This is a genomic window from Fuscovulum ytuae, from assembly GCF_029953595.1.
Classification (GTDB): domain Bacteria; phylum Pseudomonadota; class Alphaproteobacteria; order Rhodobacterales; family Rhodobacteraceae; genus Paragemmobacter; species Paragemmobacter ytuae.
Window position 1 is genome coordinate 14,090 of record NZ_CP124535.1, and the last position, 21,281, is coordinate 35,370.

At 64.8% G+C, this 21,281-nt stretch carries 20 protein-coding genes and 1 riboswitch; of the genes, 11 read left to right on the forward strand and 9 right to left on the reverse strand.

From position 1 onward, the window contains the following. Window positions 1-41: 41 nt before the first annotated feature. A complete protein-coding gene (gene recN / locus QF092_RS00075) occupies window positions 42-1,688 on the forward strand; it encodes a DNA repair protein RecN (protein ID WP_281466407.1) in 1,647 nt (548 codons plus the stop codon). A 147-nt stretch (window positions 1,689-1,835) separates the two neighbouring features. Then, window positions 1,836-1,991 (forward strand): DUF3563 domain-containing protein, encoded by a 156-nt coding sequence (locus QF092_RS00080; RefSeq protein ID WP_281466409.1) that lies wholly within the window; start codon window positions 1,836-1,838, stop codon window positions 1,989-1,991. Window positions 1,992-2,058: 67 nt separating this feature from the next. On the opposite strand, the gene QF092_RS00085 is transcribed toward QF092_RS00080, so the two are convergent. The 3 genes from QF092_RS00085 to QF092_RS00095 form a co-directional block, all read right to left on the reverse strand. Continuing rightward, window positions 2,059-2,709: a DUF1638 domain-containing protein gene (locus QF092_RS00085; RefSeq protein ID WP_281466411.1), complete on the reverse strand. Its 651-nt coding sequence runs from the start codon at window positions 2,707-2,709 to the stop codon at window positions 2,059-2,061. Continuing rightward, on the reverse strand, window positions 2,709-2,864 hold the full coding sequence (locus QF092_RS00090) for a hypothetical protein (protein ID WP_281466413.1): 156 nt from the start codon (window positions 2,862-2,864) through the stop codon (window positions 2,709-2,711). The genes QF092_RS00085 and QF092_RS00090 overlap by 1 nt, the downstream gene beginning before the upstream one ends. Before the next feature lie 133 nt (window positions 2,865-2,997). After that, window positions 2,998-3,696 (reverse strand): cobalamin-dependent protein, encoded by a 699-nt coding sequence (locus QF092_RS00095; protein WP_281470103.1) that lies wholly within the window; start codon window positions 3,694-3,696, stop codon window positions 2,998-3,000. Between the two features lie 158 nt (window positions 3,697-3,854). Between QF092_RS00095 and QF092_RS00100 the strand changes: the two genes are divergently transcribed. After that, window positions 3,855-4,937 carry a PA0069 family radical SAM protein gene (locus QF092_RS00100; protein WP_281466415.1) on the forward strand — a complete coding sequence of 361 codons (1,083 nt, stop codon included), beginning with the start codon at window positions 3,855-3,857 and terminating at the stop codon, window positions 4,935-4,937. 9 nt (window positions 4,938-4,946) lie between these two features. On the opposite strand, the gene purD is transcribed toward QF092_RS00100, so the two are convergent. Next, window positions 4,947-6,209 carry a phosphoribosylamine--glycine ligase gene (gene purD / locus QF092_RS00105; protein ID WP_281466417.1) on the reverse strand — a complete coding sequence of 421 codons (1,263 nt, stop codon included), beginning with the start codon at window positions 6,207-6,209 and terminating at the stop codon, window positions 4,947-4,949. 251 nt (window positions 6,210-6,460) lie between these two features. On the opposite strand from purD, the gene xseA reads away from it, so the two are divergent. Continuing rightward, window positions 6,461-8,020 carry an exodeoxyribonuclease VII large subunit gene (xseA, locus tag QF092_RS00110; protein ID WP_281466418.1) on the forward strand — a complete coding sequence of 520 codons (1,560 nt, stop codon included), beginning with the start codon at window positions 6,461-6,463 and terminating at the stop codon, window positions 8,018-8,020. A gap of 82 nt (window positions 8,021-8,102) precedes the next feature. Here xseA and QF092_RS00115 read toward each other — a convergent pair whose 3' ends face one another. Both QF092_RS00115 and QF092_RS00120 read right to left on the reverse strand, forming a co-directional pair. Further along, complete coding sequence (locus QF092_RS00115; protein ID WP_281466420.1) at window positions 8,103-8,555, reverse strand: hypothetical protein; 453 nt, start codon at window positions 8,553-8,555, stop codon at window positions 8,103-8,105. Window positions 8,556-8,607: 52 nt separating this feature from the next. Then, window positions 8,608-9,669 carry an alkane 1-monooxygenase gene (locus tag QF092_RS00120; protein ID WP_281466423.1) on the reverse strand — a complete coding sequence of 354 codons (1,062 nt, stop codon included), beginning with the start codon at window positions 9,667-9,669 and terminating at the stop codon, window positions 8,608-8,610. 244 nt (window positions 9,670-9,913) lie between these two features. On the opposite strand from QF092_RS00120, the gene ftsY reads away from it, so the two are divergent. The 3 genes from ftsY to QF092_RS00135 are packed head-to-tail and all read left to right on the forward strand — an operon-like array spanning window position 9,914 to window position 12,481. Then, the gene (gene ftsY, locus QF092_RS00125) at window positions 9,914-10,975 is read left to right on the forward strand and encodes a signal recognition particle-docking protein FtsY (RefSeq protein ID WP_281466425.1); all 1,062 of its coding nucleotides are present in this window, start codon (window positions 9,914-9,916) and stop codon (window positions 10,973-10,975) included. Continuing rightward, entirely contained in the window at window positions 10,972-11,871 is a 900-nt protein-coding gene (locus QF092_RS00130) for an EamA family transporter (RefSeq protein ID WP_281466427.1), read from the forward strand. The genes ftsY and QF092_RS00130 overlap by 4 nt, the downstream gene beginning before the upstream one ends. A gap of 4 nt (window positions 11,872-11,875) precedes the next feature. Beyond that, window positions 11,876-12,481, forward strand: coding sequence for an inner membrane-spanning protein YciB (locus tag QF092_RS00135; RefSeq protein WP_281466429.1), 606 nt, complete (start codon window positions 11,876-11,878; stop codon window positions 12,479-12,481). A gap of 110 nt (window positions 12,482-12,591) precedes the next feature. Here QF092_RS00135 and QF092_RS00140 read toward each other — a convergent pair whose 3' ends face one another. Together QF092_RS00140 and QF092_RS00145 are read right to left on the reverse strand one after the other, a co-directional pair. Beyond that, complete coding sequence (locus QF092_RS00140) at window positions 12,592-12,798, reverse strand: cold-shock protein (protein WP_161767080.1); 207 nt, start codon at window positions 12,796-12,798, stop codon at window positions 12,592-12,594. 231 nt (window positions 12,799-13,029) lie between these two features. Further along, window positions 13,030-13,731, reverse strand: a complete 702-nt coding sequence (locus tag QF092_RS00145; RefSeq protein ID WP_281466433.1) for a glutathione S-transferase N-terminal domain-containing protein — start codon at window positions 13,729-13,731, stop codon at window positions 13,030-13,032. Between the two features lie 145 nt (window positions 13,732-13,876). Continuing rightward, window positions 13,877-13,954, forward strand: a riboswitch (SAM riboswitch). A 50-nt stretch (window positions 13,955-14,004) separates the two neighbouring features. On the opposite strand from QF092_RS00145, the gene metZ reads away from it, so the two are divergent. The 4 genes from metZ to QF092_RS00165 all read left to right on the forward strand — a co-directional run bounded on the left by metZ (window position 14,005) and on the right by QF092_RS00165 (window position 19,512). Further along, window positions 14,005-15,183 carry an O-succinylhomoserine sulfhydrylase gene (gene metZ / locus QF092_RS00150; protein ID WP_281466435.1) on the forward strand — a complete coding sequence of 393 codons (1,179 nt, stop codon included), beginning with the start codon at window positions 14,005-14,007 and terminating at the stop codon, window positions 15,181-15,183. Window positions 15,184-15,392: 209 nt separating this feature from the next. Next, entirely contained in the window at window positions 15,393-16,484 is a 1,092-nt protein-coding gene (gene folE2, locus QF092_RS00155) for a GTP cyclohydrolase FolE2 (protein WP_281470106.1), read from the forward strand. 51 nt (window positions 16,485-16,535) lie between these two features. Then, a complete protein-coding gene (locus QF092_RS00160) occupies window positions 16,536-17,984 on the forward strand; it encodes a TrkH family potassium uptake protein (RefSeq protein WP_281466436.1) in 1,449 nt (482 codons plus the stop codon). 79 nt (window positions 17,985-18,063) lie between these two features. Further along, window positions 18,064-19,512, forward strand: a complete 1,449-nt coding sequence (locus tag QF092_RS00165) for a TrkH family potassium uptake protein (RefSeq protein WP_281466438.1) — start codon at window positions 18,064-18,066, stop codon at window positions 19,510-19,512. Here QF092_RS00165 and QF092_RS00170 read toward each other — a convergent pair whose 3' ends face one another. Beyond that, window positions 19,513-21,264 (reverse strand): trypsin-like peptidase domain-containing protein, encoded by a 1,752-nt coding sequence (locus QF092_RS00170; protein WP_281466441.1) that lies wholly within the window; start codon window positions 21,262-21,264, stop codon window positions 19,513-19,515. Between the last annotated feature and the right edge of the window lie 17 nt (window positions 21,265-21,281).

A 21,281-nucleotide genomic window follows, 5' to 3' on the forward strand; every position in this document is an offset into this window, starting at 1 on the left:
TGAGGGGGGGATGGGCGGACCGCCCATCCTACGGAAGGCCGGTGCTGCGGACACTCGAGATTCGGGATGTGCTGATCATCGACCGGCTGGACCTTGAGTTCCGGCCGGGCCTGAACGTGCTGACCGGCGAGACGGGGGCGGGGAAGTCGATCCTTCTGGATGCGCTGGGATTCGTGCTGGGCTGGCGCGGACGGGCAGAGCTGGTGCGGCAGGGCGCCGAGCAGGGCAGCGTGACGGCGGTCTTTGATCTGCCCTTGGGCCATGCCGGGCGCGCGGTGCTGGAGGAGGCCGGGATCGCGGTCGAGGAAGGCGAGGTCATCCTGCGGCGGGTTAATACGGTCGATGGGCGCAAGACGGCATGGGTGAATGACCGCCGTGTGTCGGGTGAGGTGTTGCGCGACCTGTCCGAGACGCTGGTGGAATTGCATGGGCAGCATGATGACCGGGGGCTGTTGAACCCGCGCGGGCATCGGGCCCTTTTGGACGCCTTTGCGGGCTTGGACCTTGGGCCTGCGCGGATGGCGTGGCGGGCGCAGGCGGCGGCGCGGGCGGCCTTGGTCGAGGCTGAGGCGGCGTTGGCTGCGGCGCGGAAGGAAGAGGATTTCCTGCGCCATGCGGTGGCAGAGTTGGATCGGTTGAACCCCGAGCCGGGCGAGGAGGCGGCGCTGGATGCTCGGCGCCGGATGATGCAGGGGGCAGAGAAGATCCGCGCTGATATCGCGCGGGCGCATCAAGCGCTTTCGGATCAGGGGGCGGAGGGGATGATGCGCGACGCTGTCCGCTGGTTGGATGGCGCGGCAGAGCGGGCCGAGGGGCGGCTTGAGGGCGCTTTGGCGGCGCTGGACCGGGCGCTGATCGAATTGGGTGAGGCGCAAGAGGGGGTGGAGGCCTGTCTGGCGGCGCTGGATTTTGATCCGTCAGAGTTGGAGGCGCTGGAGGAACGGCTTTTCTCGATCCGGGCGATGGCGCGCAAGCATGGCGTTCTGGCGGATGAGTTGGGCGTGTTGGCAGGGGAGTTGCGGGCGCGGCTGGCGGCCTTGGACAGTGGTGAGGCGGGGATTGCGGCCAAGGCCAAGGCCGTGGTGCAGGCGGAGGCCGCTTTTGCGGCAGAGGCCGCGCGTGTGACGGCGGCGCGGAAGGCGGCGGCGAAGCGGCTGGATGCGGCGATGGCGGCTGAGCTTGCGCCTTTGAAGATGGAGCGGGCGGTGTTCGCGACCGAGGTGGCGGCGGGGGAGCCGGGGCCGGAGGGGGTGGATGCGGTGACCTTTACCGTGGCGACCAATCCGGGCGCGCCTTCGGGGCCGTTGAACCGGATCGCGTCGGGCGGGGAATTGAGCCGGTTCCTCTTGGCGCTGAAGGTCTGTCTGACCGGGGAAGCGGCGGGGCTGACAATGATCTTTGACGAGATCGACCGGGGCGTTGGTGGGGCCACGGCGGATGCCGTGGGGCGGCGGTTGAAGGCGCTGGCGGAGGGCTGTCAGGTTCTGGTCGTGACGCATTCGCCGCAGGTGGCGGCCTTGGGCGGGGCGCATTGGCGGGTTGAAAAGCGCGTGGCGGGGGAGGTGACCCTGTCCACGGTGACGCCCCTTGGCGCGGTGGAACGAGTGGAGGAAGTGGCGCGCATGCTGGCCGGGGATACGGTCACCGATGCGGCGCGCGAGGCGGCGCGGGCCTTGTTGTCGGCCTGAGCGGGTTTCGGCACTGATTGCCGCATACTTATGCGATTTTGTAATGAGCCTTGCGTGTGATGCATGGCGGCCTTGGCGCGGCGGCCTCTACAATGCTGCGCTGCGGCATCCTATCTTTCGGGCATCGGAAGAAAAGGAGACAGTGCGATGTTCGAGCAGGTGAAGAAATTCGTCCGGGCTTTTCACCTTCCCACGGTGGAAGAGTTGGAGCGGGAATATCTGAACGGGGCGGCCAATCGGGTGGACCTTGAGTTCCGCCAGCGGCAGATCGACCGGGGCATGTTCCGCAATATGGGGATGTGACCCGCCTTCGGCATGGTGCGCAGCCTTGGGGGTTGGGCCGTCCCGGTTCGGGGCGGCTTTTGTCTTTTCAGGAGGTGAGCGCGGCGAGTGCCGTCGTCAGATCGCCATAGCCTGTGAAGCGACGTTCGTAGGCAAGGCCAAGGCGGGCGGCGCAGGCGCGGGCCTTTTCATCCAGTGCGGGGTCATCGGTTTGGGCCTGATAGACCAGTTTGGTGTAATTGCCGAAATACATGTCGCGCAGTTCGGGATGGCGGTCGAGGCCCATCGGTCGCCAGACGAAGGCATCGAATTGCCGGACGAGGAAATCGGTGAGGTAGAAGGCGGTGAATTCCTCTTCGGCCTTGGCGGCGAAGGCGGCGTTGCCTTCAAAGAACGAATAACAATGCGGGCCTTCGACCATTTCGACGCCCAGTTCCTTGCACTTTTGCTGCAATAGGCCGCCTGTGCCGCAATCGGCATAGACGATGAAGAGGCGGTCATAGGCGGCGCGGTGCTGGTTCACCGCCGCCTCGACCGCCGCGGGGATGCGGTCGGGCCAGAGATGCAGATTGGCGGGCAGGCATTGCAGATCGAGGTGATCCCAGCCGTTCGCGCGTTTCAGGGCGAGGATTTCATGGGCGAGCGCGCCACAGGCGATGAGGAGGACGCGGCCTGTGGCGGCGGGGGCGAGGCCCTGTTCGGTGAGCGTATTGTCGTCGGGAAGCGCGGGGAGGGCCATCAGCGCCACTGGCGCGCGCCAAGGATCAGGCTGCCTGCCAAAGCGGCAAAGCCCAAGGCCACGAGCGGAAGGTCGGCCCAGACGGCAAGGCCGATGGTGGTGCCCGCGGCAAAGATCACGAAGGCGATGAGGGCGAGGAAATGCGTGAGCGGCATGGGTTGCACCGTCCTTTCCCCGCAAAGATGGCGTCCCGACGCAGGAAAGCCAAGGGGGAGTCGCGGAAGGGTGAACGGGAGGGCGGGGCCCTCCCCAACCCTCCCCCATGTGGCGGGGGAGGGAGAGGGCGCCTTAGGCGCCGAGCTGGTTGTGCTTGCGGGCGACGAACTGCTTGGCGGTTTCCACCGCCACGGCGGCGTCGCGGCAATAGGCATCGGCCCCGATGGCGCGACCGAATTCTTCGTTCAGCGGCGCGCCGCCGACGAGGACGATGTAATCCTCGCGCAGGCCCTTTTCCTTCATCGTGTCGATGACGACCTTCATATAGGGCATGGTCGTGGTCAGCAGTGCCGACATGCCGAGGATGTCAGGCTGCTCGCGTTCCAGCGCTTCGAGATATTTCTCGACCGCGTTGTTGATGCCGAGATCGACAACTTCGAAGCCCGCGCCTTCCATCATCATGGCGACGAGGTTCTTGCCGATGTCGTGGATGTCGCCCTTCACGGTGCCGATCACCATCTTACCCATGCGCGGCGCACCGGTTTCGGCGAGAAGCGGCTTCAGGATCGACATGCCTGCCTTCATCGCGTTGGCCGAAAGCAGCACTTCGGGCACGAAGAGGATGCCGTCGCGGAAGTCGTTGCCGACGATGGTCATGCCCGCGACAAGCGCCTTTGTCAGCACGTCATAGGGGGCCCAGCCACGTTCGATCAGGATGTTGACGCCTTCCTCGATCTCTTCCTTCAGACCGTCATAAAGGTCGTCATGCATCTGCAGGACGAGTTCGTCGTCGGAGAGTTCGGAAAGGATGATCTCGTCTTCGTCGGCCATGGTGGCGGTCCCTTCGGGAAAAGCATTCGCAGCCTGCATGGGCTGAAAGCGGCATGCGGACTTTTCGGATTGCGACATGCGCCGGATGAAAGCCGACAGCAAGGGGTCGCCGATGAAATATGACTGGCTGATGTTCATTTTTTGTTCTAGTTTTGGGCATGGCGGATGGCGAAGGGATATTGCCGGGGCGGCGGCTGCGGGCGCGGGGGATCTTGTCCAACGCGGCAGGGCGGTTTGAGGCGCATGGGGTGGAGGCTTTTGCCGACGGCTGGGAGGTGGGGGAGGAGCGGCTGATCCGCACCGAGGTGCGGGTGGAACGGGCGCGATCGGCCTTGAGTTACAACCGGTCGCCGGACCTGCCCTTTGATCGGTCGGTGAACCCCTATCGGGGGTGCGAGCATGGCTGCGTCTATTGTTTCGCACGGCCGACACATGCCTATCTGAACCTGTCGCCGGGGTTGGATTTCGAGACGCGTCTGATTGCGCGGCCGGGGATCGGGGGGGTGCTGGCGCGGGAGTTGCGGGCGAAGGGGTATCGGGTTGCGCCGATTGCGATTGGCACGAATACCGACCCCTATCAGCCCTGCGAGGCGGAATGGCGCGTGATGCGCGAGGTGGTGGAGGTGCTGGCGGGCTGTGACCATCCGCTGGCGATCACCACGAAGGGGACCTTGATTGAGCGGGATCTGGATCTGCTGGCACCGATGGCGGCGAAGGGTCTGTTGCGGGTGGGGGTGTCGGTGACGACGCTGGATGCGGGCCTTGCGCGGCGGATGGAGCCGCGGGCGGCGCTGCCTGCACGGCGGTTGGAGGTGATCAGGCGGCTGTCGGCGGCGGGGGTGCCGGTGCGGGTGATGGTGGCCCCGGTGATCCCCGGTCTGACGGATCACGAGTTGGAGGGGATTCTGGCGGCGGCGAAGGGGGCCGGGGCGGTGGGGGCGTCCTGGATCATGCTGCGGTTGCCCTTGGAGGTGGCGGGGCTCTGGCGCGACTGGCTGGCGCGGGCGGAACCGGGGCGGGCGGCCAAGGTCATGGCACGGCTGCGCGAGGCGCGGGGCGGGAGGGATTACGATTCCGACTGGGGCAAGCGGATGCGGGGCGAGGGGTTGTTTGCCAAGTTGATTGCGGCGCGGTTCGGCAAGGCCGTGGCGCGGCTGGGGTTGGAGGAGGTGCTGCCGCCCCTGCGCTGTGATCTCTTCAGGCCCCCGGTTTTGCCGGGGGATCAGTTGCGGCTGTTCTAGAGCGCGCGGTTACAGGGCACGCCAGCCGATATCGCGGCGGCAGAAGCCTTCGGGCCAGTCGATGGCATCGACCATGGCATAGGCCTTTTGCTGCGCCTCTTGCAGCGTCGCGCCGCGCGCGGTGACGTTCAGGACGCGGCCCCCGGTGGCGGTGATCTGGCCATCCTTGGCCGTGGTGCCGGCGTGGAACACCATGTGCGACGAGGTTTCGGGCAAGCTGTCCAGGCCGCCGATGACGGAGCCTTTGGCATAGGGGCCGGGATAGCCCTTGGTTGCCATGACGACGGTCAGGGCATGGTCATCGGCCCAGTGGACCTGCGCCTGATCAAGCCGCCCCTCGGCACAGGCGAGGAGGAGATCGAGCGCCTGCGCGCCAAGGCGCATCATCAACACCTGACATTCCGGGTCGCCGAAGCGGGCATTGTATTCCACCAGCCGCGCGCGGCCCTCGTCGATCATCAGGCCTGCATAAAGAACGCCTTGATAGGGCGTGCCGCGCCGGGCCATTTCGCGGATGGTGGGACGGATGATGTCGTCCATGGCTTGGGCTGCTATGGCATCGGTCAGGACGGGGGCGGGGGAATAGGCCCCCATGCCGCCCGTATTGGGCCCGGTATCGCCGTCGCCCACCCGCTTGTGATCTTGTGCGGTGCCGATGGGCAGGGCGTTCACCCCGTCGGTGAGGATGAAGAAGGAGGCCTCTTCGCCAGCCATGAATTCCTCGATCACCACTTCGGCCCCGGCGGTGCCGAATTCGCCGCCGAACATGTCGTCGATGGCGGCAAGCGCCTCTTCGGTGGTCATGGCGACGATGACGCCCTTGCCTGCGGCAAGGCCGTCGGCCTTGACCACGATGGGGGCGCCTTGGGCCGTGACATAGGCGCGGGCGGGGGCGGCCTCGGTAAAGCGGGCATAGGCGGCGGTGGGGGCGGCGCAGGCGTCGCAGATTTCCTTTGTGAAGGATTTGGACGCTTCGAGTTTTGCCGCAGCGGCAGAGGGGCCAAAGGTCAGAAGGCCTGCGGCACGGGTGGCATCGGCGACGCCTGCGGCGAGCGGGGCTTCGGGGCCGATCACCACGAAGTCGATTGCGTTTTCTTCGCAGAAGGTGACGACGGTCTGGCCCGAAAGGATGTCGATATCGGCGCATTCGGCAAGCTGACTGATGCCCGCATTGCCGGGGGCGACGATCAGGCGGTCGGTCTTGGGGTTTTGCTTGATGGCCCAAGCCAGCGCATGTTCACGCCCGCCGCTGCCGAGGATGAGGATATTCATGCGCTGCCCCCTTCGCTGCCTTGGGCTGGGCTATAGGGGGGGTGGGGATGCGGTGCAAGCGGGGCGGGCGCGGGGGGCGAAATCTGACGCAGATTTCGCGGCGATTTTTGCACGCAAAAATCGGATTACGCGGGGGGAGGGCGGAATTTGTGGCAAATTCCGCGACGATTTCTGCGGGCAGAAATCGAGGCCCGGGTGCTTTCCCTTACGGCTTTCGCAACCTAACATCAGGGCGGATCACGGAGACGCGCATGGACCTTTTCGAGGATGGCCCCGCCCCTGCGGGCAATCAGCCGGAATATACGGTGTCAGAGCTTTCTGGTGCCGTGAAGCGGGTGATTGAGGGGGAGTTCGGCCTTGTCCGTGTGCGGGGCGAGGTCGGGCGGGTGTCGCGGCCTGCCTCGGGGCATTTGTATTTTGACCTAAAGGATGACCGGTCGGTCATCGCCGCCGTGAGTTGGAAAGGTCAGGTGGCGCGGATGCAGGTGCGCCCCGAAGAGGGGATGGAGGTCGTGGCGACAGGCCGGATGACCACCTTTCCGGGCCAGTCGAAATATCAGCTGATCGTCGAGGATGTGGCCCCTGCGGGGGCGGGTGCCTTGATGGCGATGCTGGAGAAGCGGCGCGCGGCGCTGGCGGCGGAGGGGCTGTTCGATGCTGAACGCAAGAAGCCCATCCCCTATTTGCCGGGGGTGATCGGGGTTGTCACCTCGCCTTCCGGGGCGGTGATCCGGGATATTCTGCATCGGTTGCGGGATCGGTTTCCGCGCCATGTGCTGATCTGGCCTGTCGCCGTGCAGGGGCAGGCCTGTGCGCCGGAGGTGGCCGCCGCGATCCGGGGGTTCAATGCGATTGAACCGGGGGGAGCGGTGCCGCGGCCGGACCTGATCATCGTGGCGCGTGGGGGCGGGTCGCTTGAGGACCTTTGGGGCTTCAACGAAGAAATCGTGGTGCGGGCGGCGGCGGCGTCGCGCATCCCGCTGATTTCGGCGGTGGGGCATGAGACGGATACGACGCTGATCGATTTCGCCGCCGACCGGCGCGCGCCCACGCCCACGGCGGCGGCGGAGATGGCGGTGCCGGTGCGGATGGAGCTTTTGGCGCAGGTCGATGGGTTCGGCGCGCGGGCGATGCGGGCGGTGGTGGCGGGCGTGGGTTTGCGTGGGCAGCGGCTGCGCGATCTGGGCCGTGCCCTGCCACGGGCCGATGCCCTGACGCAGGGGCCGGCGCAACGGCTGGACCTATGGGCCGGGCGGTTGGGTTCGGGGCTGGGGATGGCGGCGGCGCGCAAGCGGCGGGTGTTCGAGGCGCGGGCGGGGCTGGTGCGGCCAGAGCTGCTTTTGGGCCTTGTGGCGCATCGGCGGCGCGATCTGGGCGAGCGCGGGCTGCGGCTGGACGCGATGGCCGAGCGGCGGCGGGAGCGGTTGGAGGCACGGCTTGCGGCGCTGGCGGGGCGGCTTGCGCCGTCCTTGGCGCGGATCGTTGGAGATGCGGAGCGCAAGGTGCGCGACGGGCGGGACAAGCTGGCGGCCTTGGCGGAGCGGTTGGACGCGGCACCTGAGGCACGCCTCGCGGAGGCGCGGCAGCGGATGGAGGCGCTGGATCGCATGCGGGCGACGCTGGGCTATGCCGAAACCCTGAAGCGCGGCTTTGCCGTGGTGCGGGGGGATGGTGCGGTGGTCACGTCAAAGGCGGCCGCGGAACGGGCGGCGGCAATCGAGATCGAATTCGCGGATGGGCGGGTCGCTGTGGGCGGGCGGCCCAGGCCGAAGAAGCCGGGCGAGGGGCCGGAACAGGGAAGCCTGTTCTAACCTTTGAGATTGAGGCGCTGTCGCCTGCGGCTGTCAAAAATCTTGGGAGATTTTTGCAAATTTCTGCCGCGAGATTTGTGGGTTACACGCCGACGTCGGGGCCGGGGCAATTGAGCGGCGTGGTGCTTTGCGCCACTTCGGACAGCGACGTGCCGCCGTCTGCGCCCATGAAGATGGCGCGGAGACCCGTGGCTTCGCGGAAGAAGCGCCAGCATTGCGGCGCGGGGTCATTGTCATAGACGAAACAGATATTGCCCTGTTCTTCGAACCAATGGCCGTATTGGCAATCATCTTCGGTAAAGGCCCAGACGACCTTGCGACCGGGCAGGTATTGCTCGGACCCCCAGACCACGCCGTCTTGGGCGTAAGACAGGGTCTTGCCTTCGGCATAGGCTTCGAATTCGGCGGCAGAGAGGGGGGTGTTGGCCACTGGCTGCGCGCTTTCCGCAAGCGCTGGGCGGGCAAGCTGCTGGATTGGCAGCGTTTGGACGGCCAAGAGCAGGGTTGCGAGGGCTAGGCGGGCGGCAGGGTGCATGGTGGTTCCTCAATCCCCGGCGACCATGCCAGAGCGCGCGGGTTTTGGCCAGTCACGCCGATGGGGGCGGTGGGGGTTCCTGCGCAAGGCGGGCGAGATGGGGTTTCATCAGGCGTCGCCAAAGGGGTGGAAAAAGCGCGATGGCGGCAGCGAGCGGCAGGGGCCAAGGCAGGTGGGGCGCATCGTCGGGAAGGCGCAGGGTTGGGTAAGGGCGCGAGGGGTGGCTGTGGTGATCGGAATGGCGCGGCGCGTTCAGAAGGAGCGCGGAGGAAAACCAATGCGCAGTGTTCCACGAGTGACGGGTATTCACCGGCTCGTACCGGCCATCGGGCAGGGGGGCGCGGGTAAGGCCGTAATGTTGGACATAGTCGGACAGGTGGATTTGCAGTTGGGCATGCAGGGCGATCAGGACCCAGATCGCCACGCCGCTGGGGCCGCCGAGGGTGGCGGCCATGGCAAGGGCTGTGAGGGAGAGGAGGGCATAGGTCAGGTAGGGATGCAGGCCGGGCCGCGTGCTGCGCTGGCGCAGGGCGGTTTCGGCCCTGAGCCCTGCGATAAAGCCGCCTATGGAGGCGCGCGGCAGATAGCGCCAGAAGCCGCGCCCTTTTGGCGCGCTGGCCGGATCGTCGGGGGTGGCGACGAAGCGGTGATGCACAAGGCGATGACTGGAGGCGTGATGGCCGATGAGAAGGGCGGCATAGACCGCAACGCCGAGCCGGACCTGCGCGCGCCGGGCGCGGTGGATCAGCTCATGCGCCGCAGGATGGGCAATCTGGCCGAGCCAGAGGCCGGTGGTGAAGACGAGGGCGGCCTTTTCCGGGCCTGAGAGGGCCGGGTTTGTGGCGCCATGGACGGCCAAGGCTGGAAGGGCCAGCGCAAGGAGACCGAGCAGCGCAAGGAGGGCGTCAGCGGCGGGGAATTCATGGCCGTCGGGCCCGTCGCTTTCGACGAGGGGGAGGAGTTGGTCCAGCAGGATCGACAGCAGGCCCATGTAGAGGAGCGCGGCCCAGAGCCAGCCGCCGCCCGTCAGGCCGCCAAGGGCCAGAAGCGGCAGGGGGGCAAGGGTTGCCACCGCGAAGGCGGCCATGGGGATCGGGGACTTGGCGCTACTCATGACGGGTGAGGTTTAGCATCGGAGCGTGGGGGTGTCATGCGAGGCTTTGTCGCGGTTGGGCGGGGCATGGTGGGGTGAACCGCAGCCTATGGGCCGCGGCTGGGGCGGCGGGCGTGGTTGGGTCAGGGCGAGGGCGCCGGGTTTTGGCGTGGTGTCGGTGGTGGGGGCGGGGTGTTCGCGGGGCCTTCCGTTCATGGGCGGAAGGGATTAGGTGACGGTAGGGCCATTGGCGGAAAGGGGCAGTATGTCCTTCTTCAAGAAATTGCGCGACCGGATGTTCCGGTCTTCCGACAAGATCGGCGAGGGGTTGGAGGCGCTGGTGGCGGAGGATGCCGAGGCGGCGCGCCCGCCTGCGGCCCCCGCGGCACCAGAATTGCCTGCGGCTGAACCTGTGGCGCGGACAGAGCCGGAGGCGGCAAAGCCGGGCTTGCTGGGCCGGATTTTCGGCGGGGGTGCCGGGGCTGCGGAAGAGCCGCGGCGGTTGGTCGATGATGCGATGCTGGAAAGCCTCGAAGAGGTGCTGATTCAGGCCGATATGGGGGTGGAGACGGCGGGGCGCGTCACTGCCAATATCGCTGAGGGGCGGTTCGGCAAGCGGATTTCGACGCGCGAGTTGAAGGCGGCGCTGGCAGGCGAGGTGGCGCGGATCATGGAGCCAGTGGCGCGGCCTTTGCCCATCTATCCCAAACGGCCGCAGGTCGTGCTGGTGGTGGGGGTGAACGGGTCGGGCAAGACGACGACAATCGGGAAACTGGCCAGCCAGTTCAAGGCGGCGGGAAAGTCGGTGGTGATTGCCGCCGGAGACACGTTCCGCGCGGCAGCGGTGGAGCAGTTGCAGATCTGGGGGACACGGGCCGGGGTGCCTGTTCTGACCGCGCCGGAAGGATCGGACCCGGCGTCCTTGGCCTTTGATGCGCTGACGAAGGCGCAGGAACAGGGCGCTGACCTTCTGCTGATCGATACGGCGGGGCGGTTGCAGAACCGGGCCGATCTGATGGAGGAACTGGCCAAGATCGTGCGCGTCATCCGCAAGGTGGATGCGACCGCGCCGCATAACACGCTTTTGGTTCTGGATGCGACGACGGGGCAGAATGCGCTGTCTCAGGTCGAGATTTTCCGCAAGATCGCGGATGTGACGGGGCTGGTGATGACCAAACTGGACGGCACGGCCAAGGGTGGCGTGCTGGTGGCCTTGGCGGATCGGTTCGGGCTGCCCATCCATGCCATCGGGGTGGGCGAGCAGATCGACGATCTTGCCCCGTTTGACCCGGAAGATTTCGCAAAGGCCTTGGTCGGGCAGGAGTGAGCGGCTGGCTGATCTCGCTTGAGGGGACGGCGGCGGGGCGCGATCTGGCGCTGGCGCTGGCCCTGCTTGCCGCCGTGCTGCATGCAGTGTTCGGTGCCTTGCAGAAGGGGCGGCATGATCCGTGGATGTCGCGGGCGGTGATTGACCTGTGCTATGGCGTGATCGCGGTGCCTTTCGCGCTGTTCGTGGTGCCCTGGCCGGAACCGCATATGTGGGCGATCTTTGCAGGGGCCTTTGTCATCCATGCCGGATACAAGCTGTTGCAGGCGATGGCCTATGACCGGGGGGCCTATACGGTGGTCTATCCGGTGGTGCGGGGCACGGGGCCGTTCTTTGCGGTGATCGGGGCGGGGATCGTTTTTGGCGAGACCTATGCGGCGGGGCAATGGGCGGGCGTGGGTATCCTGATGACGGGTATCTTCGGGCTGGCGGCGTGGAACCTTCGGCATGTGGAGATCGACCGCGAGACGTTGCTGCCCGCGCTGGGGCTGGCTGTGGTGACGGGGGCCTTCGTTGCGCTTTACACCACGTATGACGCCTATGGCATCCGGGCGACGGCGGACCCGTTTACCTTCCTTGCGTGGTTCTTCATGATTGATGGGGTGCTGTTTCCGGCGATCATGGCGCGGCGGTTGCTGCGCCTGACGCGGGCCGAGGCGGTGCCCTTGTTCCGGCGGGGTGTGATGGGGGCTTTTGTGGCCTATCTTTCCTTCGGGTCGATCATGCTGGCCACGCGCTTGGACAAGGTGGGGGAGGCGGCGGTGCTGCGGGAGACATCTACGGTTTTCGCCGCCGTGATCGGCTGGTGGATGCTGGGCGAGAAGGTGGGCGCGGTGCGTGCCTCCTTGATGGGGTTGATCGCGGCCGGGGCCGTGGTGATGGAATGGGCGGGGTAGGGCGATGGCCGAGAAGAAACTGAATCCGGGGGTGAAACTGGCCTTGGAACTGGGGCCGATTGCCCTGTTCTTTGCCGGATATGTGAAGCTGAAGGATCAGGTCTTTACGATTGGCGGCACGGAATATGACGGGTTCATCGTGGTGACGGCCCTGTTCATTCCGCTGATGGTGGTGACGACGGGGATTCTCTGGGCGCTGACGGGCAAGCTGTCGAAGATGCAGATTGCGACCGTGGTGCTGGTGGTGCTGTTCGGGGGGCTGTCGGTCTGGCTGAACGACGAGCGGTTCTTCAAGATGAAGCCCACGATGATCTATCTGCTGTTCGGGGGCGTCTTGGGGTTCGGGCTTTTGCGCGGGCAGAGCTATTTGCGGGTGGTGATGGAAGAGGCGTTGCCGATGCAGGCGGAAGGATGGATGATCCTGACGCGGCGGTTGACGGCCTTTTTCCTTGGGTTGGCGGTGGCGAATGAGGTCGTCTGGCGGACGATGTCGACCGAGGCTTGGGTGAATTTCAAGACATTTGGGCTGACGGCGGCCTTGTTCCTGTTCTTCATGACGCAGGGGGGCGTGTTGAGCCGTTATGCGATTGAGGAAGAGAAGAAGGATTAAGAGCGCTGGGTGAACCTGCGCCGGGGCAGCGCGGAACCACCCAGCCTACGGGGAATGGAAAAGGGCGGCCCCTTGCGGGACCGCCCTTTTCGTATTCGGTGCTTTGGCGATCAGGCCAGAGCGAGGTTCGTCGCGGATTCGCGGCCCTGACGATCGGTTTCCAGATCGAAGGTGACGGCTTGGCCGTCATTCAGGCCGCGCAGGCCAGCGCGTTCCAGCGCGGTGATGTGGACGAACACGTCCTTCTTGCCGCCTTCCGGGGCGATGAAGCCGAAGCCTTTGGTGGCGTTGAACCATTTCACGGTGCCGTTGGCCATCGTGAGATCTCCTGTCTTATGATGCCACCCGCGGAGGTGCGGTGGCCTGGCTCAGGGTCGTGTCAAGGTCGCGTCTGACAGCCCGAGGGAAGACAGAAGGTCGAAAGATCGAATAAAGCCCCACAGCCCTGCGCCCTTTTCGGGACAATAGCAAGGGAATTCGCCCGATGGTTGAAGAAAAGGGCAGCGCATGCTGCGCCGCCCTTTGACTTTTGTTCTTTCGTTCAAGGCTTAGCGTTTGAACAGGATTTCTTGCGCCTTCCGGTCGGTGGTGTTGTCGGAGCGGCGGTCCATGCCGACGGCGGCCCCCTTCTCGAACGCTGGACGGGCGGCGAGTTCGTCGAGCCAGCGTTTGAAATGCGGTTTGTCGTCCAGCGTCTGTTCCTGCCCCTGCCAGCCCATGGCCCAAGGCCAGATGGCGAAATCCGCAATGGAAAGGAAATCGCCTGCGGCGTAGCGGGTTTTCGCAAGCTGTTTGTCGAGGACGCCGTAGAGGCGGCCCACTTCGCGGCGATAGCGATCCTTGGCATAGGGCAGGTCTTGCGGCGGGTCCATGGAGGGGGCGTATTTCAGGAAGTGATGCGCCTGACCGGCCATCGGGCCGACGCCGCCCATCTGCCACATGAGCCATTGTTCGACGGCGGCCTGTTCACGGGCATTCGAACCGCCGAACAGCCCCGTCTTGCGGACGAGGTATTGCAGGATCGCACCGGATTCGAAGATCGAGATCGGTTGACCATCCGGCCCTTCGGGATCGGTGATGGCGGGCATGCGGTTGTTGGGGGCAATGGCCAGAAATTCGGGTTTGAACTGGTCGCCCGCGCCGATGTTGACGTAATGCACATCATAGGGCAGGCCCATCTCTTCCAGCGCGATGGAGATCTTTTTGCCGTTGGGCGTGGCCCAGTAGTGGAGTTGGATGGGGGCGGTCATGCTTGCTCCTTTTCCTGATGCCTCTGATGTTGCCTTTGGGGCGGCTGGGGGCAAGGTGCATAATGCGCCACTGGTCTGTGCATGGACGCGCGAAGGGGGCTTGGGCGAAGGGGCGGGCCGTTGACGTTTCGGGTCAAGCGGCGTATCGGGCGGGTGTGGCGCTTTGTTACCGGATTGCGGGCCACGTTAAACAAGCCGCTAAAGAGGTGAGGGGATGACGCCCCGGCACCTCTGGGTTTGCCGGGGCTTTTTCTTGGCCGGGGGCCGCAGACGATGACCGATTGGAAGACGCGCACGAAGCTGGTGCATGAGGGAACCCGCCGCAGCCAATATGGCGAGATGGCGGAGGCGATCTTCCTGACCCAAGGTTTCGCCTATGAAAGCGCCGAAAGCGCAGAGGCGCGGTTCGTGAAGGCGGGGGAGGATGAGTTCATCTATGCCCGCTATGGCAACCCCACGACGCGGATGTTCGAGGAACGCATCGCGGCGCTAGAGGGGACGGAGGATGCCTTTGCCACCGCATCGGGTATGGCTGCGGTGAACGGGGCGCTGACCGCGATGCTGCGGGCGGGGGATCATGTCGTGTCGTCCCGCGCTTTGTTCGGGTCTTGTCTTTACATTCTGGAAGAGGTGCTGACGCGCTATGGCGTGAAGGTCACTTTCGTGGACGGGGCCGATCTGGACCAGTGGCGCGCGGCGGTGGTGCCGGGGGTGAAGGCCGTCTTTTTCGAATCGATGTCGAACCCGACGCTGGAATTGGTGGATATCCGGGCGGTGTCCGAGATTGCCCATGCCGTTGGCGCGGTGGTGATCGTGGACAATGTGTTCGCCACGCCGATCTTTTCCCGCGCGGTGGAGCAGGGGGCGGATGTGGTGGTCTATTCCACGACCAAGCATATCGATGGGCAGGGGCGTGCGCTGGGTGGTGTGGTCTGCGGGTCGCGGGAGTGGATCAGAAAGGTTCTTGAACCCTACATGAAGCACACGGGCGGATCGATGAGCCCCTTCACCGCTTGGATGCATCTGAACGGGATGGCGACCTTGGACCTGCGCTGCCGGGCGATGGCAGACAGCGCGTTGAAGGTGGCGAAGGCTTTGGAAGGGGATGACCGGGTCGGGCGGGTGATTTATCCGGGGCTGGCCAGCCATCCGCAGCATGATCTGGCCATGGCGCAGATGGGGTCGGGGGGGACGCTGGTCACCTTTGAGGTGAAGGGCGGCAAGGAGGCGGCGTTCCGCTTCATGAACGCGCTGGAGATTGCCAAGATTTCCAACAATCTGGGGGACGCCAAGACGATTGCCACCCATCCCGTGACGACGACGCATCAGCGTCTGCCGCAAGATCAGAAGGACGCCCTTGGCATCACGCCGGGGCTGATCCGGCTGTCGGTGGGATTGGAGGATGCGGACGACCTGGTCGCCGATCTGCGGCAAGCGCTGGCGCAGGCCTGAGGCGTTAGCGCCTCGGGGCGCGCGGTCAATGTCGGATTCGGGTGCAATCTGTGCGTCCGTTGTCATTTCATTGTGAAGCGGGAATGCCTATATTCGGCCTCTCCCCTGCCGCTTGGCCTGCGGTTGGGGTGATCCGAAGGACTTAAGGCTGCGTATACCTGTTGACATTGACGGCTGGCGAAAGCCCGCCCGAACCGAAAGGCAAGACCATGAACATCCATACCCCCGAACTTGACCGCCAACCTTCGCGCGAAGAGGCGGAGGCCGCGCTGGCCGTTCTGAAGCGCTGGGCGGGGAAGGCATCGGATGCCGAGATTGCCACGCTGGACAGCGCGGTGGCCTATCTGGTGCCGGGTGAGGGCTATCCGGCGTTCAGCCGGGTCTATCCGTCGGATTTCGTGGTGGATGAGGCCTATAAGGACAGCCTGCCGGATTTGCAGAACGGTCCGGCCAGCTTGATCCGGGGCGAGAAGGCGCTGATCCAGCATGTGGGAATCTCGAATTTCCGCCTGCCGATCCGCTATCGCACGCGCGACAACGGGGACGTGACGCTGGAAACCAGCGTGACCGGAACGGTCAGCCTTGAGGCGGAAAAGAAGGGCATCAACATGAGCCGCATCATGCGGTCCTTCTATGCCCATGCCGAACGCGATTTCAGCTTTGGCGTGATCGAACATGCGCTGGAGGATTACAAGCGTGACCTCGAAAGCTTTGATGCGCGCATCCAGATGCGGTTTTCCTTCCCGGTGAAGGTGGGATCGCTGCGGTCGGGCCTGTCGGGCTGGCAGTATTACGATATCGCGCTGGAACTGGTGGATGTAGCCGGGGTGCGCAAGAAGATCATGCATCTGGATTTTGTCTATTCCAGCACCTGCCCCTGTTCGCTGGAGCTTTCGGAACATGCCCGCCGCACGCGGGGGCAGCTGGCCACGCCGCATTCGCAGCGGTCGGTGGCGCGGATTTCGGTTGAGGTGAAACCGGGCAAGCGTCTGTGGTTCGAAGACCTAATTGATCTGGCGCGCGAAGCGGTGCCGACCGAGACGCAGGTGATGGTGAAGCGCGAGGATGAGCAGGCCTTTGCCGAGTTGAATGCGGCCAATCCGATCTTCGTGGAAGATGCGGCGCGGTCCTTCTGCCAAGCGCTGAAGGGGGACGGGCGGATCGGGGATTTCCGCATCGTGGCCAGCCATCAGGAAAGCCTGCACAGCCACGACGCGGTGAGCGTTCTGACCGAAGGGCCGACTTTTGCGGCAGACAGCCTTGATCCAAGGCTGTTCCAGACGCTGTATCACGTGGGTTGATCGGATCGGCGTTGACCGGGAAGGGCGCGGGGCGGTAGCACTGCGCCCATCATGGTTGATTTTCGGCCAATTGCCTATGTCTTCGGGCGCATCCTGATCGTGATGGCGATCCTGATGCTTGGGCCTGCAGCCATTGATTGGAGCGTCGGGGATGAGAATGCCTCGGCGCTTTTGTTTTCGGCACTGATCACCGGGGGGATCGGTGGGTTGATCGCGCTGGCCACGGTGAACGGGCTGGGCGGGTCTTTCGATATTAGGCAGGCCTATCTTCTGACGGCGGTGATCTGGTTCGGCCTGCCTGTCTTTGCGGGGCTGCCTTTCATGCTGGGCGTGCCGAACCTGCATTTTACCGAGGCCTATTTCGAGGCGGTGTCGGGGATCACCACCACGGGGGCCACCGTCATATATGGGCTGGACGGGATGCCGCCGGGGATGAACCTGTGGCGGGGATTGCTGAATGCGGCGGGGGGCTTGGGGATCGCCTTCGTGGCGATGATCTTTCTGCCCGTGATGCGGGTGGGGGGGATGCAGTTCTTTCGCACGGAAGGGTTCGACACCTTTGGCAAGGCGCTGCCGCGGGCCACGGATATCGCCAAGCAATTGCTGGGCCTGTATCTGGGGCTGATCCTTGCGGCGGGGGTGACCTATGCGGCGATTGGGATGACGCCGCTGGATGCGACAGTGCATGCGATGGCTTCCATCGCAACGGGCGGGTTTTCGCCGCGGGATGCGTCGTTCAACCCTTATGTCGGGGCAGGGGAATATCTGGGGGCCTTGTTCATGTTCCTCGGGTCGCTGCCCTATGTGCGCTATGTGCAGTTGATCAACGGGGATATGCGGCCCCTGTGGCGCGACAGCCAGATCCGGGCCTATGTGAAAGTGCTGGGCTTTGCCGTGGGCAGCGTGACGCTGTGGCGGTGGCTGACATCGGATATGGAATTCGAGGATGTGTTCCGCGAAAGCCTGTTCAACCTGACCTCGATCATGTCGTCGACCGGGTTTTTCACGGGGAGTTTTCCGCTCTGGGGCGGCTATATGCTGGTCGTGGCTTTTGTCATTGGGATGATCGGGGCCTGTTCGGGGTCAAGCGCGTCGGGGCTGTCGGTGTTCCGTGGGCAGTTGATGTGGGCAGCGCTGGTGCAGCAGTTGCGCCAGATCGTTTCGCCGGGACGCATGGCCCCGGTGAAATATGAAGGCCGGACGGTGGGGCCGGATGTTCTGGATGCGCTGATCCTTTATGTGGCGGGGTTCATTCTGACCTTGGGCGTGCTGACTGTGGCGATGACCCTGACGGGGGTGGATACGACATCGTCGCTGTTTGCGGTTTGGACGTCGCTGGGAAATATCGGCTATGGGTTCGGCCCGATCGTGGAGCGGACGGGTACCTTTGTCGATCTGCCCGATGCGGCGAAGTGGATCATGACCTTGGCGATGCTGCTGGGGCGGTTGGGGTTGCTGACCATTTTTGTGCTGGTTCTGCCGCGGTTCTGGCAGCGTTAGATTTACGTAAATTACGTAATTATGGGTGTGTGGTTCGGGTCAGGTTGACAGCGCCGGGGGCAGGCTTCACTTTCCCGGCATGATCGACCTAAGACCCGTCGCCCATGTCATCGGTCTTGTGATCGTCGCGCTGGGCGGGATGATGGGGTTTCCCCTGCTTCTCGACTGGACGGCGGGGGATGAGAATTGGCGATCCTTCCTGCAAGCCGGGATCATCTGCGTGCTGGCCGGGGGGGCGGTGTCGGTGGCGACGGCGAATGCGCTGAACGCGCCGCTGACGGTGCCGCAGGTTTTTCTGATGACGGTTCTGACTTGGGTCGCGGCCTGTATCTTTGGCGCGCTGCCTTTTGTTCTGGGCGCGCCGGGGGTGGGCTGGCTGGATGCGATCTTTGAGGCGACATCGGGGCTGACGACAACGGGGGCCACGGTTTTCGTGGGCATAGACGACCTGCCGATGGGCGTGAACCTGTGGCGGGTGATGCTGCATTGGTTGGGGGGCCTTGGGATCGTCATCGTGGCGATGCTTTTCCTGCCCGTGATGAAGGTGGGCGGGATGCAGTTCTTCCGCTCCGAAGGATTCGACACGCTGGGAAAGGTGCTGCCGCGCGCCTTGGATATCTCGGCCGCTTTGGTGCAGATCTATGTGGCGATCACCGTGGCCTGTGCGCTTACCTATGCGGTATTGGGGATGAGCGGGTTTGATGCGGTGGCGCATGCCTTGTCGACGGTGTCGACGGGGGGATTTTCAACCTCGGACCAATCCTTCGCGAAATATGCCGGGCCGCTGGAATATGCGGCGATTGTTTTCATGCTGCTGGGAAGCCTGCCCTTCATCCGGTTCATTCAGGCTTGGCAGGGGGAATGGCAGCCGCTGTGGAAGGATCGGCAGGTGCGGGCCTATCTGAGGTGGAATGCCTATGCCATCGGGGTGATCGTCGTCTATGAGGTGCTGTCGCATGACATCCCGCTTGAGGTGGTGCTGCGCGAGACAGCCTTCAATGTGGTGTCGATCTTTTCGGGGACGGGGTTCACCAGTGCGGACCTGTCCGGATGGGGGGCCTTTCCCTTTGCCATCCTGTTCGTGACGGGGCTGATCGGGGGCTGCACATCTTCGACGGGCTGTTCGGTGAAGGTGTTCCGCTGGCTGATCCTGTTGGAGGCCGCGCGGTTGCAGGTGCGGCGACTGTTCGAGCCGAACCTTGTGGCGCGGCTGCGCTATGACGGGCGGGCGGTCGAGGAGGATGTGCTGAACGCGGTGATGGCTTTCTTCACGCTGTTCATGCTGAGCTTTGGGGTCTTGGCGGTGGCGTTGTCCTTGGCGGGGCTGGAGGTGAAGACGGCGGTGACGGCGGCATGGACGGCGATTGCCAATGTGGGCCCCGCCTTTGGACCCGAGGTGCATCCGACCGGCGCGCTGCTGGATTTTCCGGCGGCGGCGAAGGCCATCATGATTTTCGGCATGCTGACCGGTCGGCTGGAACTGGTGGCCGTTTATGTTTTGATCCTGCCGCGTTTCTGGCGGGGCTGATCACTCCCAGCAGGAGATGAGGACGGTCATCCGCGCCGTGTGGCGGGCGAGGTCTTCGGGGGGGAGTGCGCCTTGGCGGGCGGCTTGGGTCAGCGTGATGCCCTGTGCGGTCAAGGCCTGTGCGATGGCTGGGCCGGTGGCCGCGAATGAGACGCCATCAGGCAGAATGCGGGCCGGATCGTCGGTGGCGGGCAAAAGAAGGCCCAAGACGGCCCCGGTATTGTCCACCACAGGGCCGCCTGCATCGCCGGGAAGGGCCGTGAGCGCCAGACGCTTTAGCCCCTGCTGTCCTTCAAGCCCCTCGGCCGCAGCAAGCGTGCCGAAGGTGAGAACAGGGGCGGGGAGCGCCTCGCCATAGCTGTAACCCGCGACGGCAATTTCGGCCCCGATCCGGTCGGGGGCCAGCTGGAATTCAGCGGTGGCGGGGGGGGCGACGGGGCTAACGGGGGCTAGGAGCGCGATGCCGCTGGCGGGATCGGTGAAGGTGATGCGTGCTTCGGTCGTGGTGTCGAGGGTGATGCGGCCGCATTGCGCCACGGCATCGGCATGGGTGAGGACATGGCCTTCGGCATCGATGAAGAAGCCCGACGCAGAGAGGCGGGGTTTGCGCAGTTCCAACCCGGACAGAAGGCCCGCCTTTGTGGCCCCGTCCATCGGCACGATGCCGGGGTCGAGGGCGCGGTCACCGATGGGGCGGAAGCTGGCCTCGACGGCGGAAAGGATGCGGTCCACGGGCAGGTCGGCGGTGGGGTTCCATGTGACGATCCAGCCCTTGATCAGCCCGCGCGAGAGTTCCGCATAGGCCTGTGAGGTGACGCTGCCGCTTTCGCCGCGCAGGGTGAAGCTGCGTTCGCCCCGGTCGCGTGGGCCAGTGGTGGGCATGATCGCAAGGCTTTGGAGGGTGTCGTAAAGCGCATAGAGCGCCGTCTGATCGCCGGGCAGAGAGATCAACGTGATGCGCAGGTCATCGGACCCGTCCCGCGCGATGAAATGCACGAAGGGCGGCTCGTAATGGTCAAATTCCACCAGCGCGGTGGGAAGGGTGACTTCGACGCCTGCCTCGGGTTCGGTAATCGTTTGCAGGCCGAGAGCGGCCTTTTGGGCTTCGTAATTGGCGACCAGCGTCCCGCGTTGGAGTGAGGTGAGGATGCCGGTGGGGTCAAACCCGTTCGCCTCTTGCCATGCGGTCATGGAGGCGCGGGTGCCGCGCCCGAAGGCACCGTCGATGGCGCTGTTGTAAAAACCGAACCAGTTGAGCGCGGTCTGGATCTGTTCGCGTTCGTCCTGTGTCAGGAGGGATTCCGAGGCGCGGGCCTGATCGGGGGTTTCGTCGGGCTGGGCAGGTTCTTGGGTGGGTTCTGGAGCTGCGGTCGCCGCTTCGGAGGGGGCCGCGGTGGCGGTTTCTGGCGCGGGGCTTCCTTCGGGTGGCCAGAAGCGGGCGCGGTAACTGCTGCCATCGGAGACGAAGCTGTCACGGGGGATCAGGTTTTCGCGTTTCAGGCTGTCAAGCCGGGCCACGGCATCGGCGCGGTCGAAGGGACCGAGTGCCACGACATGCCAGCCCGAGGTCAGGACGAACCCGTTCACCGCATCGAACATGGCGGCCCATGCATCGGCACGGTCGCGCCCTTCGGTGAGTGAAGGCTTGGCTTCGATCTGGATGAAGACCTGTCCGGTTTGCTGGGCATTTGCCGGACCCGGAGATGACAGGAACAGACCAAGGGTCAGGACAACAATAACCAGTCGAAGCATGCCAATATTCCATATGC